This window comes from Pandoraea commovens, assembly GCF_902459615.1.
Lineage (GTDB): Bacteria > Pseudomonadota > Gammaproteobacteria > Burkholderiales > Burkholderiaceae > Pandoraea > Pandoraea commovens.
On sequence record NZ_CABPSA010000009.1, the window covers coordinates 115,949 to 129,769 of the forward strand.

10 protein-coding genes are annotated in these 13,821 nt (G+C 59.2%); 2 read left to right on the top strand and 8 right to left on the bottom strand.

The features are described 5' to 3' along the window. Nucleotides 1–193: 193 nt before the first annotated feature. The 4 genes from PCO31010_RS22345 to PCO31010_RS22360 all read right to left on the bottom strand — a co-directional run bounded on the left by PCO31010_RS22345 (nucleotide 194) and on the right by PCO31010_RS22360 (nucleotide 4,890). Nucleotides 194–1,036 (bottom strand): MurR/RpiR family transcriptional regulator, encoded by an 843-nt coding sequence (locus tag PCO31010_RS22345; protein ID WP_246184732.1) that lies wholly within the window; start codon nucleotides 1,034–1,036, stop codon nucleotides 194–196. A gap of 57 nt (nucleotides 1,037–1,093) precedes the next feature. Next, a complete protein-coding gene (locus PCO31010_RS22350) occupies nucleotides 1,094–2,191 on the bottom strand; it encodes a M14 family metallopeptidase (RefSeq protein WP_150666212.1) in 1,098 nt (365 codons plus the stop codon). 6 nt (nucleotides 2,192–2,197) lie between these two features. Continuing rightward, nucleotides 2,198–3,400 carry a M20 aminoacylase family protein gene (locus PCO31010_RS22355; protein WP_150666213.1) on the bottom strand — a complete coding sequence of 401 codons (1,203 nt, stop codon included), beginning with the start codon at nucleotides 3,398–3,400 and terminating at the stop codon, nucleotides 2,198–2,200. Between the two features lie 155 nt (nucleotides 3,401–3,555). Beyond that, the gene (locus PCO31010_RS22360) at nucleotides 3,556–4,890 is read right to left on the bottom strand and encodes an MFS transporter (protein ID WP_150666214.1); all 1,335 of its coding nucleotides are present in this window, start codon (nucleotides 4,888–4,890) and stop codon (nucleotides 3,556–3,558) included. 200 nt (nucleotides 4,891–5,090) lie between these two features. Between PCO31010_RS22360 and PCO31010_RS22365 the strand changes: the two genes are divergently transcribed. Both PCO31010_RS22365 and PCO31010_RS22370 read left to right on the top strand, forming a co-directional pair. Further along, nucleotides 5,091–5,963, top strand: a complete 873-nt coding sequence (locus tag PCO31010_RS22365; protein WP_150666215.1) for a LysR family transcriptional regulator — start codon at nucleotides 5,091–5,093, stop codon at nucleotides 5,961–5,963. Between the two features lie 133 nt (nucleotides 5,964–6,096). Continuing rightward, nucleotides 6,097–6,540 carry a hypothetical protein gene (locus PCO31010_RS22370; RefSeq protein WP_217426189.1) on the top strand — a complete coding sequence of 148 codons (444 nt, stop codon included), beginning with the start codon at nucleotides 6,097–6,099 and terminating at the stop codon, nucleotides 6,538–6,540. A gap of 325 nt (nucleotides 6,541–6,865) precedes the next feature. Here PCO31010_RS22370 and PCO31010_RS26705 read toward each other — a convergent pair whose 3' ends face one another. The 4 genes from PCO31010_RS26705 to PCO31010_RS22385 form a co-directional block, all read right to left on the bottom strand. Then, nucleotides 6,866–7,036: a hypothetical protein gene (locus tag PCO31010_RS26705; protein WP_174985055.1), complete on the bottom strand. Its 171-nt coding sequence runs from the start codon at nucleotides 7,034–7,036 to the stop codon at nucleotides 6,866–6,868. Nucleotides 7,037–7,071: 35 nt separating this feature from the next. Further along, nucleotides 7,072–10,008 (bottom strand): DUF637 domain-containing protein, encoded by a 2,937-nt coding sequence (locus tag PCO31010_RS22375; RefSeq protein ID WP_150666216.1) that lies wholly within the window; start codon nucleotides 10,006–10,008, stop codon nucleotides 7,072–7,074. 743 nt (nucleotides 10,009–10,751) lie between these two features. Further along, nucleotides 10,752–11,009 carry a hypothetical protein gene (locus PCO31010_RS22380; protein ID WP_150666217.1) on the bottom strand — a complete coding sequence of 86 codons (258 nt, stop codon included), beginning with the start codon at nucleotides 11,007–11,009 and terminating at the stop codon, nucleotides 10,752–10,754. Then, the gene (locus tag PCO31010_RS22385) at nucleotides 11,006–13,774 is read right to left on the bottom strand and encodes a DUF637 domain-containing protein (protein WP_425495029.1); all 2,769 of its coding nucleotides are present in this window, start codon (nucleotides 13,772–13,774) and stop codon (nucleotides 11,006–11,008) included. Before PCO31010_RS22385 ends, PCO31010_RS22380 begins: the two co-directional genes overlap by 4 nt. Nucleotides 13,775–13,821: the final 47 nt, after the last annotated feature.

A 13,821-nucleotide genomic window follows, 5' to 3' on the forward strand; every position in this document is an offset into this window, starting at 1 on the left:
TGCGACCGAATTGCCTCGCCCTCTGATGAACCTGTTTGGATAATATTTTTTCAGATTATTTGTTTTTGAAAATTATTTTTCATATCAGGGTTTAGCCTGACGATGCGGACGACGCGAACGAGCGACCGCCTTGGCAGGAGATGCCAATGATGGGGAGGTTTGAGGCAGAGCGCCGTCGGACGACGGCGGTGGGTCAAATTTCGTCGAGTGCGTCGTGGAACGCTTCCACGAGGCCGAGGTGACGACGTCCCGGATTGCCCGCAAGCGTCATAACCTGCGTGACGATCAGGTGGCACAGACCGATCACCGCCGTGTGGTTATCGAGCACGCCGGGGCCTTGCACGTCGCACTGCAACGACCACTTCGCGGGCGTCTTCGTCACGCCATTGCGCTCGGTGATGTAGACGAGATTCGGACAAGCTTTCGCGAGTTGCGCGACGATCGTCGGCATCTGACGAACGCGACGGCGCAGCGCGAACACGATCACGATGTCGTCTGCACCGATGCCTGCGAGATGTTCACCGAGCGTTTCGCCCGCACCGGGGATGACTTGTGCGCTGGGGACGGTTTGCAGCAACTGCCAGCGGAAATACATCGCGAGCGGCAGGCTGGAGCGAAAGCCCACAACCCAGACTTTGCGCGCCGAGAGAATCGCGGCGGCGATCTGTTCGATTTCGGTGGACGAGAGACGGCGATAGGTCGCGTCGATGTTGGCGAGGCTTTGCTGACGATGCGCGCCGACGACATCGTCGGCCACAGCTTCGGTCGCGTGCGCGGTCGCAGCCATCACCAGAGGAGAGCCAGCGCGTTGCTCGGAGCGGACGTGTTTGCGTGCGTCGTCGAACGACTCGTAGCCCAGACGTCGCACGAAGCGCGTGACGGTGGCATTCGAGACCTGAGCCAGCGTGGCCAGCTCGGACGCCGAATACCCCGCCAGATCGCCCGGCAGATCGAGCGCGAATTCGGCCAGACGCCGCTCTGACGGCGAGAGCTGGTCGAGCTGATCGCGAATCCGGCCGACGAAAGACTTCTTCACGTGAGATGCCATGAGCGTTTGTGCGGTTAGGGCGGGCTATTGTCGCCCGATTTTGCCCTAACCGGTAGCGCCCTGACGACTCAACCCCGTCACCGCCTGCAAGATGGCCACGCGCGCCTGCCCGAGAATCTGGCCCTGCCATACGCCGTCGTCGAAGCAAAATGCCGCCTGCACCGAAGCACGAATAGCCGACGCCTGCTCATCTGTCGCGTCAGGATGACGTCTCAGCCATGAGTCCGCCCGCAGCATGTGCAGCATGTCGATGAGCGGCACGGTGCCGTATTCGATGGCGATGGCGGTCACCTGCCCGTGCTTCGCCGTGTTGCGCAGCGTATCGAGCAACGGGCCACCGACGTTCGACGCCACAGTCGTGCCGTCGATGGGGCTGGCCAGATCGGCGCCCCACCACGCGCGGGCGCGTGCTAACTCTGCTGCGTCGAGACCGCCCACGCAGATTTTCTCGCCATGCCCCGGCGGACCGAGACCGGTGTGGAAATCGATCCAGCCGATGGCTTCACAACGCTGCCCGTGCGTCTCGATCAGCGTGCGCATCAGGCGAGTACTCCACACGGGTTCGCGTCCCCCGTAGAACAGCCCGTCGGCGAAGGCGTACTGTCCAATCGTCAGCGCGCGCTGATATGCCGCTTCGCCGTGCGTCGCGATGTAGTCGGCGATGGCGCGCACGTTGTCGTGGGACGGCGGCCACTCGGGCGGCACGAGCAAATCATGCAGATCGGCGTAAGCCGCGTTGACGGGCAGCGTCTGCGTGAAATCGATGCTGTTGCGGTTCAGATCGACGTTGTCCTCGTTGGTGCGAGACAGCCACGAAAAGCCATATGGGTTGATCGCGTGCACGACGAGAATGGCGACGTCCGCCGCCGCGAGGCGCGACTTCAGTCCTTCGTCGCCCAGCAGCGCGATCTGCGCGGCGCTGCCGCAGAATCCCTCGACGCCGTGCGTGCCGGAGGTGAGGATGAGCAAGCGTCGCGCATCGGGTGAACCGAGACGCACGACGTCCGTCGCAAGCGTCTCACCCTCACGGCCGACGATGTCGGGAATGACATGGCTGGTCACCTCGACACCGGCCTGCCGGGCCGCTGCCGTGAATCGCTCGCGCGCCTGAAGATAGCTGCTGGAGAACGGACTCGTGGTCATCGCGTCTCACTCCGCCAGGAAGGCTTCGGTCAGGCGCACCCAATAGGTCGAGCCGAGCGTGAGGACATCGTCGTTGAAGTCGTAGCTCGTGTTGTGCAGCATGCACGGGCCGAGACCGTGACCATGCGCACGATGGTCGCCGGTGCCGTTGCCGATGTAGGCGTAGCAACCGGGACGCTCCAGCAGGAAGAATGAGAAGTCTTCCGCCCCCATCGTCGGATCGATGGGATCGACGACGTGATCACGTCCCACAATCTCCTTCATGACGTTAAGCGCGAACTGCGTCTCGGCAGCGGTGTTGACCGTCGGCGGGTAATTGCGGATGAACGAGAACTCTACCGAGCAACCGTACGCCGCAGCCGTCGATTCGCAGAACTCGCGCATGCGCTTCTCGACCAGATCGAGGACTTCGAGCGAGAAGGTGCGCACCGTGCCTGCGAGCGTCGCGGTGTTCGGAATGACGTTGATCGCCTCGCCCGCCTGCATCTGCGTGATGGAGAGCACGGCGGCGTCGATGGGGCGTTTGTTGCGCGTCATGATGCTTTGCAGGCCGGTGCCGATCTGCATCGCAGTGAGGACGGGATCGATGCCGTCGTGCGGCATGGCGGCGTGTGCGCCCGTCCCTTTGACGACGATGCGAAATTCATTACTCGACGCCTGCGTCGCGCCTACGCGCGCGCCAAAGCTGCCAGCCGCGAGTCCCGGCCAGTTGTGCAGCGCGAACACTGCGTCGACTGGAAACTTCTCGAACAGACCGTCTTCGAGCATCGCCTTCGCGCCACCACCGCCCTCTTCCGCCGGTTGGAAGATGAAGACGATGGTGCCGTCGAAATTGCGATGTGCGGCCAGATGCTGCGCAGCGCCGAGCAGCATGGCGGTGTGGCCGTCGTGACCGCAGGCGTGCATCTTGCCCGCGTACTGCGACGCGTGTTCGAACGTGTTGAGTTCCTGAATCGGCAGCGCGTCCATGTCCGCGCGCAGACCGATGACCTTCTTGCCCGTGCCCTTGCCGGTACTGTTATGCAGCACGCCGACGACGCCCGTCTTACCCAGCCCGCGCGTGACTTCGATACCCCACGATTCGAGCAGCTTCGCCACGATGTCCGACGTGCGCGCCTCTTCGTAGCGCAGTTCGGGATGGGCGTGGATGTCGCGTCGGATAGCTTGCAGTTCGGCCGAGCGTTCGGCGATTTCCGGAATGATGGACATGAGAGTCGTCTCTTGAGAGTGCCCCGAAAGGCGCGACGCTCGCCGACGATGTCAGCAGGTCGCGCGCATTGGACAGGGGCAGGTTTGGGGAGGCAGTGCAGTGGTGCACCGGCGAGCCATTGAAATGGCCGCCGGAGACCGTGATTGTTGGTGTCTTAGAGCAGAGGTTGCCGCGAGCGGTCCTTGAGCATCAGGATCGTGACGAGGCCCACGGCTGCGCCGAACAGGCCGTAGTAGACGACGGCGAGCTTGTCGCCCGTCCAGCCGATGAGCAGCGTTGCGATGGCACCGGCGAAACCGCCGAAGATCATCACTGCGAAGTTGTAGCCGATGGCCATCGACGTGGCGCGCACGCGCGACGGGAACAGTTCGCACACGAAGGCGCAATACGATCCCTGGAACAGCCCGAGCGAGAGCATCAGGCAGCATTGCACGAAGATCAGCATCGGCAGCGTCGGCACGTGGCTGACAGCGAGGAACAGCGGGTACGCGATGATCAGGCTGATGAGTGCGGAGGCCGTCATCGGCTTCTTGCGGCCGATGGCGTCCGAGATGCGGCCCGAGGCAAACGTCCCCACGATGTAGGCGACGGCTGCGCACAACGACGCGATCACGCTGCTCTTGAAGGGGATGCCCAGCGACTTCGTCGCGTAGCTCGGCATGTAGTAGTAGAAGATGTACGTGCCGATGGTGCCGTACACCGTAAGGCCGAAGCCCGCCAACACCTGACGCCAGTGCTGCGTGACCGATTCGATGAACGGCGAGCGCTTTTCAGCGTCTTGCTTGCGGGCGTCCTTGAAGACCGGCGATTCGTCCAGACGCGAGCGCACGTAGAGACCGACCGGCACGATGAGCAGACCGATCACGAACGGAATGCGCCAGCCGAACGCGTCGATCTGTTCCGGCGTGAGGGTTTGCGTGATGCCGACGGACACGATGGCGCCGAGCAGCATGCTGCATGCCTGCGCGATCATCTGGAAGCTGCCGTACACGCCACGACGCTCGACCGGTGCGTGCTCGACGAGGAATGCCGTAGCACTCCCCACTTCGCCGCCTGCGGAGAAGCCCTGAAGGAAGCGGCCAACGAGCATGAGTATCGGAGCGGCCATGCCGATTTGCGCGTAAGTCGGCGCGAAGGCGATGACGGCGACGCCGAGTGCCATGACGGTGATCGTCAGGAGCAGTGCGGCTTTTCGTCCGTGTTTGTCGGCGTAAGCGCCGAGCACGATGCCACCGAGCGGACGCGTCAGAAAGCCGACGCCGAACGTCGTCCATGCTGCGAGCAGTGCGGCGGTGGGGTTATCGCTGGGGAAGAACTGACGCGCGATGTTCGCGGCGAAGAAGGTAAAGACGGTGAAGTCGAACCATTCGAGCGCATTGCCGACGGTGGACACGGCAATGACCTTGACGTCGATACGTTTGCTCGATCGCTCGGTTTGCGCGGTATTAGCGGTGTTCGAGGCGCCGTCGCGCCCGACCGAAACTTCCATGGGGATACTCCTCTTCTATGAAGTGTGTTCGTGGCAAGCCGACCGCACTCGCTTCGCCCCATTCTGCTTGTGCCAAAAAACCAATAAAAGCTAGAATTTGTGATTCGTCATCGCAAGTTTTTTGATGAATTGAGGACTATCTTCATCAACCCCTTCTGGGGTTTTCTTCCGAATATTCAGATGTTTAGCGAGAGTCACCCATGAGCAACCTGCGATTTATGCGGACTTTTGCGGCGGTCGCGAGATACGGCTCGTTCGCTTCGGCAGCCGAACATCTCGCCATGACCCAATCGGCGGTCAGCATGCAAATGCGCGCGCTGGAGGAAGAATTCGACCATCCGCTGTTCGACCGCGTGGGACGCTCCGTCGCGCTTAACGCGATGGGACGGCTTCTGCTGCCGCACGCTGAGCAACTGCTGGCGCAGTATCAAACGATGCGCACGCTGGCCGCAGGCATCGAATCGACGGCAGGGCCGGTGACGATTGGCGCGGTGGAGTCGGCGGTGAGTGCGCTGGCGCGCGCGGTGTCGCAGATCAAGCACGCGCAGCCGCATCTGGAGATATCGATTCAGACGGCACGCTCGATTGAGCTAACCGCAAAGCTCGACGCCGGGGAGATCGATTGCGCAGTGCTGGTGGAGCCGTCAGGGCGACGCCCGGCAGGGGTGCGGTGGACGCCGTTGTATAGGGAGCCGTTGGTGCTGTTGGCGTCGTCGGCGTTGAAGTCTTCGTCGGTGGTTAAGTTGCTGGAGACGGAGCGGTTTCTACGGTTTGATCGGACGCAGCGGACCGGTGCGTTGATTGATCGCGCGGTGCGACGTCAGCACGTGAAGGTCAGCGACTTTTTGGAGCTGTCGTCCATCGAAGGGATCGTGGCGTTGGTGCGGCAACGGGTCGGCGTTGCGGTGGTGCCGATGTTGAGAAGCGCGTCATGGGCCCATGAAGATGCATTGCGTGTGATTCCTTTACCCGGGGTAACGGAGCAACGGAGTATCGGGCTTCTTGAGCGGACGCGGCACGATAAGGCTGGGATTACTGCGGCGATTGCGCAGCAGGTGATGGCGCAGGGGTGAGGTCTTTCAAAAATCCTCTGTCAACCAAAGATGCGTGAAATCCATTTATACATTTAGGATTCCACGTGACTACTAACGCTCTCGTTATGAATCACTTTCACAGCACGATCGAATAATCACACGTGAGATAAGAATGATGAAGAAAATACTGCTCAGCTTGGCAAGCCTGATGTTCGGTGCGTCTAGTCCAGCCTTCTCTCAGAGCTGTGGAAGCATCAACGATAACGATCAACGTGCTTACTGCTACGCGACGCAGAGCGGTGGCAGCTGTGGGAACATCAACAACCACGATTTGCGAGCAAGGTGCTATGTCGAGAGGGGAACTGGCGGTTGTGGTGATATCAACGATCACGATCAACGTGAGTACTGTTACGGGAAGAAGGATGCCAGCAGTTGCGGACTCATCAATGACCGCGACTTACGAGCACAGTGTTATATGAAGAACGGAAGCGGCAGTTGTGGTGATATAACCGACCACGATCAGCGTGAGTACTGCTACGGAAAGAAGGATGCCAGCAGTTGCGGACTCATCAATGATCACGATTTGCGCGTGCAGTGCTACGCATTGAAACGATAGGGGCGAGACGGGACCGGACTAGGGACAATTAGCGCGTCCCACAGAAAGCACAAAGGGTTACGTGAAATCATGTAACCCTCTGTTTTGTTTGGTGCAGCGAGAAGTAGAACGTCGTCGTGCTCGGTTGCAGCGACGCGGGCAAGTTGGAGATCAGCACTTGCGGGGAGACGGGATCGAGCGTCGCGCCCAATCCACCCACGACGTAGCTCGGGCCCGGCACGAGCCGGAGTGGACTCCCATCGCCCCCGTAATCCCTAAACCGAGGGTAGATTGTGTAATTTCATGGAATTACCTCTACTGTAAATTTAGCATTTCATCTGCCGAGCTAACAAAAATTAAAAACTATTTCCTTTATAACATCGGCATCACTATCAGAAATTGCGTCAGGCATGTAGTGATTCAAATCAGACAAAATACCTTTCACCGGAATTTCATCCGCCTTCACCAAAATCAATAGACGCCCCCTCTCTAGCGCATCGGAAACATAGGTTTCCACCAACCTCTCCAATTCACACCGAAGATCATCGTATGTCATTTAAGTACCTTTACCTCATAAAATTCTATCTGCGTTCCTTTTATAACCGGGATCAATTGTGCCTCCCCGCCTACCCCATACTCCGGATAAGATCGAGTATATGGCTCGACTCCCGGCCCAACCCCACCTTTTTCCAATGGAACTTTAGCATTTACAAAACCATTTCTACCGAACAACTGAAGAGTATCAAAAACTCCCATAAGTCTAGCGTCGCTCCATGATTTCGAGTTCCCCGACTCGAAAAATATTTGAAAAGCGCTTCGGGAAGCGGCACCGCTATCAAATTTAGTGAAGCCAAAATAACTTAGCGGTGCAGTCATTGACGAAATCGTTGCTTCCGCAAATCGACTGTCCATGTAGCGGTATCCGGTGGCAGGAAGAGCGACGCCCTGTGAATTTACGTAAAAATCAATTCCGTTGCCTTTAGGAGCTTGAGCATCGGCGCTGGGCCCGGAAACGGGTTTAAGAGTGGCCGATGTCCCAAACGACGTAAGACCGGCCCCCACGCCCTCCACAGCCTGTCCCAGTTGCGCCCCCTCCAAGGCTGTCTCTGTAGACCCCCCCAGCGCAACGACTAATGCTGAGAGGATCGCCCCTAACGGGCTACCCAACTGCTTGTCAAACAGTGTTGCCTTGAGATTCGGGTCTCCCGACAGAATTTGAGAGTCCGCAGGATCTACTGCAAACATCTGCCCATTCGAGGCACGGACGACGAGGTTGCCATTCGCTTTGGCGTCTGCCACCGCCAGCATGCACGCTGCCGAGCTGGCGTCGGCACAGGCACTCGTCAATGCTTGATCGCGAGCTAGAGAAGTCGCTCTCAATTCATTGAGCTTTCCGCAACTCTCAGAGCTGAGACTTCCGCTAGCACTACAAGCTGACGCTGCCGCCTTGAGTTGATCTGCCTCCGATGGCTTGTTAAATGCTTCGGCCTTATGTTTAAGCCAGTTGTTCTGCGTCTCGTTCTGTGCCGCGGTTGCCGCAGCATTCGCGTCCTGCCCTAACGCGCCTGCAACCAATGCACCCGCTATGCCCATAAGTCCCACATGCAATTCGGGCGGGAGTACCTGACTCGGGTCGAATATCGAATTCAGTGCAGAACCAAGCGCGCCGCCAATCGCACCACCACCACAGCCGTTGCCCAACGCAGCCGCACTTGCACACCCCAAAGCACCATGGGCGATTGTGGATACAATCTCGCCTCCGTTCTGTCCGAAGATTTGGCCGAGATCACCCTTTGCATCACCAATCTGGAACGCCAATGCCGCGCTCAGATTGCTGACTCCACTTGCCTTCAGCGCATCAAGGAAACTCCCACCCTGAATCGTCGACTGCACACCCGCTTGAATCACAGATTGACCTGCGATTGCGAGGCCTTGCGTGATTGAGAAACCTGCGGAGGCCGTGCCAGCTTGGCTCGCCGTACCTTCCACAAAAGTTGGCTTCACGCCAGCCAGACTACTCAAGCTATTCGGGGACGCCGTCGTCGAGAACCCCAATCCGTCTGCGCTCGAATACGTGATCCCGTTCAGCAACCCGGCGGTAACCGCCGCCGACAGCCCCGTCTTCAGTACCGAGCCGAAGTCCAACGAGCCTGTGAACATCGCCTGCGTGAGGGTCGAACTTGCCATGGCGGTGAGTGCTGCGCTCGCCATCACGTTGCCCAACCCACCCGCTACAAATGTCGCTGCGACCGATCCAAGTTGCGCCGCGACCAATCCGGCCATCAGGGGTGCCAATGCTCCGGCTAATATGGCCGAGGCCATGATCATCCCGACCTGCTGAATCCCGAAGCTCCCGCCCTGCTTTACGAAATCCGTGTGCAGGTCGTTTTGCAGCGTCTGCTGGACGAAGTTGTCGCCCAACTGTGCCGCTACACCCGCGATGAACGCTTGCGTTGCGGCTTGGTCGACTTGGCCGTTCGGGTCTAGGAGTTGAAGTGCGCCACCGATCTGGTTGAACTGGTCGACGTTGAGCGTCAACCCGCCCGCTGCTGCGCTCATGAAGCCGCCCGGCTGCACCATCGTGCCGGTGGTCTTCAGGTAACCCGCGTCTTTGATGTAGCTCCAGATTTCACCGACGTCGACCACGTTCGCGCGGTTCGTTAGCGTCCCGGTGTTCACCGTCAGCGTCCCGCCTGAGGTGATCGAACCCGTATTCAGGATGCTGCCGCCCGTCGCCGTGCTACCGAAGTTCAGCGACAGGTCGTTACTCGCCAGAATCTGCCCGCCTGCCGATAGCGCCGTGAAGTTCTCCGGCAGGTACACCTGCGGCACCAGTGCCGTGACTGTCGGGCATTTCGCATTGCCTGTTGCCGCGCATCCCGGTTCCGGCACCGTCTGTTCGACGTACCACAGCATCGGTTGCGACAACCCTGCGATCTGCTCAGGCGTCAGGGCCTGACCCAACTGGATGTTGTTCGTCTTCGCGTACTCGACCGCGTTGCCGTACATCACCAGCTTCTGCTGATCGTTCACGCTCAACTGCGACGTGCTATCCGTCGACAAACCATTGATGAAGCTCGCCTTGCCCGTTTGCATCAGGGCGGCTTGCTGGAGTTGGATGGCTTCCTGTTGAGGAGAGAAGTAGAACGTCGTCGTGCTTGGTTGCAGCGACGCGGGCAAGTTCGAGATCAGCACTTGCGGGGAGACGGGATCGAGCGTCGCGCCCAATCCACCTACAACGTAGCTCGGGCCGTTCTGCTGGCCGGTGGCGCCCGTCAGGATCGATGAACCCGCGCCGCCCAAGCTCGCAGGGATCGTCAGGTTCAGGCCGCCGTTTGCCGGTGCCAAGCTAATCACTTGCGGTGCGTTGCCGACTTGCGGTGTGTACGTGTTGGCCGTCGTGATGCCATTCACAAGGCTTGTGCCCGTAAGCGACACCGACTGTCCCACCACATTACCGACGTTGACGATCTGACCGCCCGACGTCACCGTCAGGTTCGGAGCCTGAATCGCTCACTAACCGAGGGTCGTCTCTCAGCGACTTACACGCACCGCAAAAACACCTTCATCCGTATCGAGTTGACACCCGTCCACCAAAACTACCGAAAAATCACTGAGCCGTAACGCTAGGTTGCCACGGAATCGATATGGGAATTCAATATGGCAATGGGGACATTTGACGTTACTCCACAAGGAATACTTGGACCGCTCCGCAGTTGCAGGTATCAGCAAATCTTCAATGGCGTTTACGAGCATCGCCTCCGTGGCACCGGCGAGACGCATCTTCTCAATATTTTCGAACCATTCTCGCCTAATCAGAACGTCGTTGTTTTCAATGGCGTATACATGAAAATGAGGCCCCCCCCATGCCCGTCAACCATGAATACGCGACGTCGCCGTGACAACTTGGGCACTGCGTGATTCGCCCGGGGAAAATCCGAGTCGGATTCATATCGTCACTTAACCTTTACAGCAATTTGTCGAATTCCTGCACCACCGGCACTGGGTATCGAGTCAATGACCAGCTCCTTCCCACCGCTCGGAAGTCCCTGTCCACCGCCGAGGAAGTGATCGTTGCCCGAGAGTGGGTTCGAGCGTCGCGCCCAATCGGCTCTAGCTCACCGGGATCGTCGTGCCCACGACACAACCGGTCCCGAAAGCAAATTTCACTTCTATTGTGCAGAATTTAGTGACTTCTTCTTCCAGGAAATGCAACGTATTGAGCAGCAACATCAAAAACTCAAGCGAGGTCGGTTGACAACATCTAAAAGCCCCTCCAGTTCGATGCCGTACTCATTTGGCTCAAATGTTGGCAATATGCCCTCCATCATGAACTCTGCGTTAATTAGCCCACAAAGAGCATCGATTTCGGCGATGGCCATCGTTCTCCCCATCTCCAGGCCATCGAACAATGCGGCGTTCTTTCCCCCGTCTTTGGCACGCAGGATGCGCAAAATCTGTTTTTGACGTTCGGTTAGCACTATTCTCATTTCCGGACTCCAGCTGCGCTTGTTCCCCAAGCGGTGACCACATTACCCTGAGAATTGACCACCACGGTAGCGTTTTGACCGACGTATTTGAAAGTCGGGCCGTATTTGCTTGGAACATACTGGATGGCAGTTGGATTCGCAAATGCATCATTTACTGCCGCTCGGCTAACTCCTATCCCTCCATCTCGCCCTGCAATCTGTTGGATCGCGTGATCTGAATAACTTGAAATCGATGTAGGTGCTCGGGTGCCGGCTGACTGCTCAGCCGAAAGTTGCATTGAAAGCCTAGCGCCGCTAACTGAATTCGCTGTTCCCGCAGCTGTGTTTGCTGCACTTGCAGGTCGCGTAGCTTCGGATGCTTCATTGGCAACAGGTTTCCCAGCGGCCTTGGCGATTCCGAGCGACAACAGGAATGACGTTAGCTCCCCGAAGTCCGGATCATCGTAGGCAAGCTTGTACTTATCGAGGAACGGCACATAGTCGGGGAATCCGGGCAGGGCACCGCCAACGAGATTCGGAACGGCCTCGGCAATGCCAAGCCCAGCGTTCGCTGTGGCACGGACCGTATCTTTCAGCGCACTCGTGAACGTCCCGCACTCGTGTCCCGGCGCGCACGCATTGTTTAGCGTCTCATTCTGCGCAGCTCTCGCCGCCGCGTTGGGATTTGCTCCTACCGCACCAGCTATCACTGCGCTCAGGAGCTGTGTGGCCGACGCAATTATCGCTAACTGAGCTGGATCGGTGACACCCTTACCATTGGTCACCGCCCTCGCTATATCGTCCGCTACTAATGCCGATACCCCGGCACCGATCGCTCCCCCCGCACATCCAGATCCGACGGCTGCACCCGCAGCGCATCCCAGCACCGCATGCGCCCCAACGTACCCCGTCTGACCAAGCGTTTCGGCACCAAGGGACCCGATCTGATACGCCAACGCCGCACTCAGATTGCTAACACCACTAACCTTCAACGCATCGAGGAAGCTCCCGCCCTGAATCGTTGATTGCACCCCGGCCTGAATCACAGATTGTCCGAGAATCGCTACGCCTTGCGTGAACCACTGACCAGCGGTCGTTGCACCAGCCTGACTTACTGCGCCGTCTACGAAAGTCGGCTTCACGCCAGCGAGCCTGCTCAGGCTGTTGTCCGAAACCTTCGAGGCGAAATCGAAGCCATCCTTCGCGCTGTACGTTATGCCGTCCAACAACCCGGCCGTAATCGCCGCCGACAGGCCCGTCTTAAGTACCGAACCGAAGTCCAACGAGCCGGTGAACATCACTTGCGTGAGGGTCGAACTCGCCATCGCGGTGAGCGCTGCGCTCGCCATCACGTTGCCCAACCCGCCCGCTACGAATGTCGCGGCCGTCGTGCCGAGTTGTGCGGCGATCATTCCCGAGAACAGCGGGCCGAGGGCCGCGCCCGTCATGGCTGCCGCCATGATCATCCCGACCTGCTGAATCCCGAAATTCCCGCCCTGCTTCACAAAATCCGTGTGCAGGTCGTTTTGCAGCGTCTGCTGGACGAAGTTGTCGCCCAGTTGTGCCGCTACACCCGCGATGAATGCTTGCGTCGCTGCTTGGTCGACTTGGCCGTTCGGGTCTAAGAGTTGGAGTGCGCCGCCAATCTGGTTGAACTGGTCGACGTTGAGCGTCAACCCGCCCGCTGCTGCGCTCATGAAGCCGCCCGGCTGCACCATCGTGCCGGTGGTCTTCAGGTAACCCGCGTCTTTGATGTAGCTCCAGATTTCGCCGACGTCGACCACGTTCGCGCGGTTCGTCAGCGCGCCGGTGTTCACCGTCAGCGTCCCGCCTGAGGTGATCGAACCCGTATTCAGGATGCTGCCGCCCGTCGCCGTGCTACCGAAGTTCAGCGACAGGTCATTGCTCGCCAGAATCTGCCCGCCTGCGGACAGCGCTGTGAAATTCTCAGGCAGGTACACCTGCGGCATCAGTGCCGTCACCGTCGGGCATTTCGCATTGCCTGTTGCCGCGCATCCCGGTTCCGGCACCGTCTGTTCGACGTACCACAGCATCGGTTGCGACAAGCCTGCGATCTGCTCAGGTGTCAGTGCCTGACCCAACTGAATGTTGTTCGTCTTCGCGTACTCGACCGCGTTGCCGTACATCACCAGCTTCTGCTGGTCGTTGACGCTCAACTGCGACGTGCTATCCGTCGACAACCCATTGATGAAGCTCGCCTTGCCCGTTTGCATCAGGGCCGCTTGCTGGAGTTGGATCGCTTCTTGTTGTGGTGAGAAGTAGAACGTCGTCGTGCTCGGTTGCAGCGACGCAGGCAAGTTCGAGAGCAGAACTTGCGGAGAGACAGGATCGAGCGTCGCGCCCAATCCACCGACGACATAGCTCGGGCCGTTCTGCTGGCCGGTGGCTCCCGTCAGGATTGACGAACCCGCGCCGCCTAAGCTCGCAGGGATCGTCAGATTCAGGCCGCCGTTTGCAGGTGCCAAGCTGATCACTTGCGGTGCGTTGCCAACTTGCGGCGTGTACGTGTTCGCCGTCGTGATGCCGTTGACCAAGCTCGTACCGGTCAGCGACACCGACTGCCCCACCACGTTACCGACGTTGACGATCTGACCGCCCGACGTCACCGTCAGGTTCGGCGCTTGAATCGTTGCGGCGATGTTGCCCACCGGCGTCGGCGGGTTGATCACACCGCCTACGCTTGTGTAAGCATCGCCATACAGCGACGTACATTCCGCAGCGCTCCCGCAGCTCCACACGTCATGACGCTTGTCCGACTCGAACATGCCCGTCTCTTGCACCCAGTGCGAGTGCCAGTAGGCATTGAGCGTCT

Excerpts from the sequence above, each read along its gene's own strand:
- PCO31010_RS22350 (WP_150666212.1), bottom strand. The coding sequence starts at position 2,191 with ATGACCACGAGTCCGTTCTCCAGCAGCTATCTTCAGGCGCGCGAGCGA.
- PCO31010_RS22355 (WP_150666213.1), bottom strand. The coding sequence starts at position 3,400 with ATGTCCATCATTCCGGAAATCGCCGAACGCTCGGCCGAACTGCAAGCT.
- PCO31010_RS22360 (WP_150666214.1), bottom strand. The coding sequence starts at position 4,890 with ATGGAAGTTTCGGTCGGGCGCGACGGCGCCTCGAACACCGCTAATACC.
- PCO31010_RS22365 (WP_150666215.1), top strand. The coding sequence starts at position 5,091 with ATGAGCAACCTGCGATTTATGCGGACTTTTGCGGCGGTCGCGAGATAC.
- PCO31010_RS22370 (WP_217426189.1), top strand. The coding sequence starts at position 6,097 with ATGATGAAGAAAATACTGCTCAGCTTGGCAAGCCTGATGTTCGGTGCG.
- PCO31010_RS22380 (WP_150666217.1), bottom strand. The coding sequence starts at position 11,009 with ATGAGAATAGTGCTAACCGAACGTCAAAAACAGATTTTGCGCATCCTG.
- PCO31010_RS22385 (WP_425495029.1), bottom strand. The coding sequence starts at position 13,774 with ATGTTCGAGTCGGACAAGCGTCATGACGTGTGGAGCTGCGGGAGCGCT.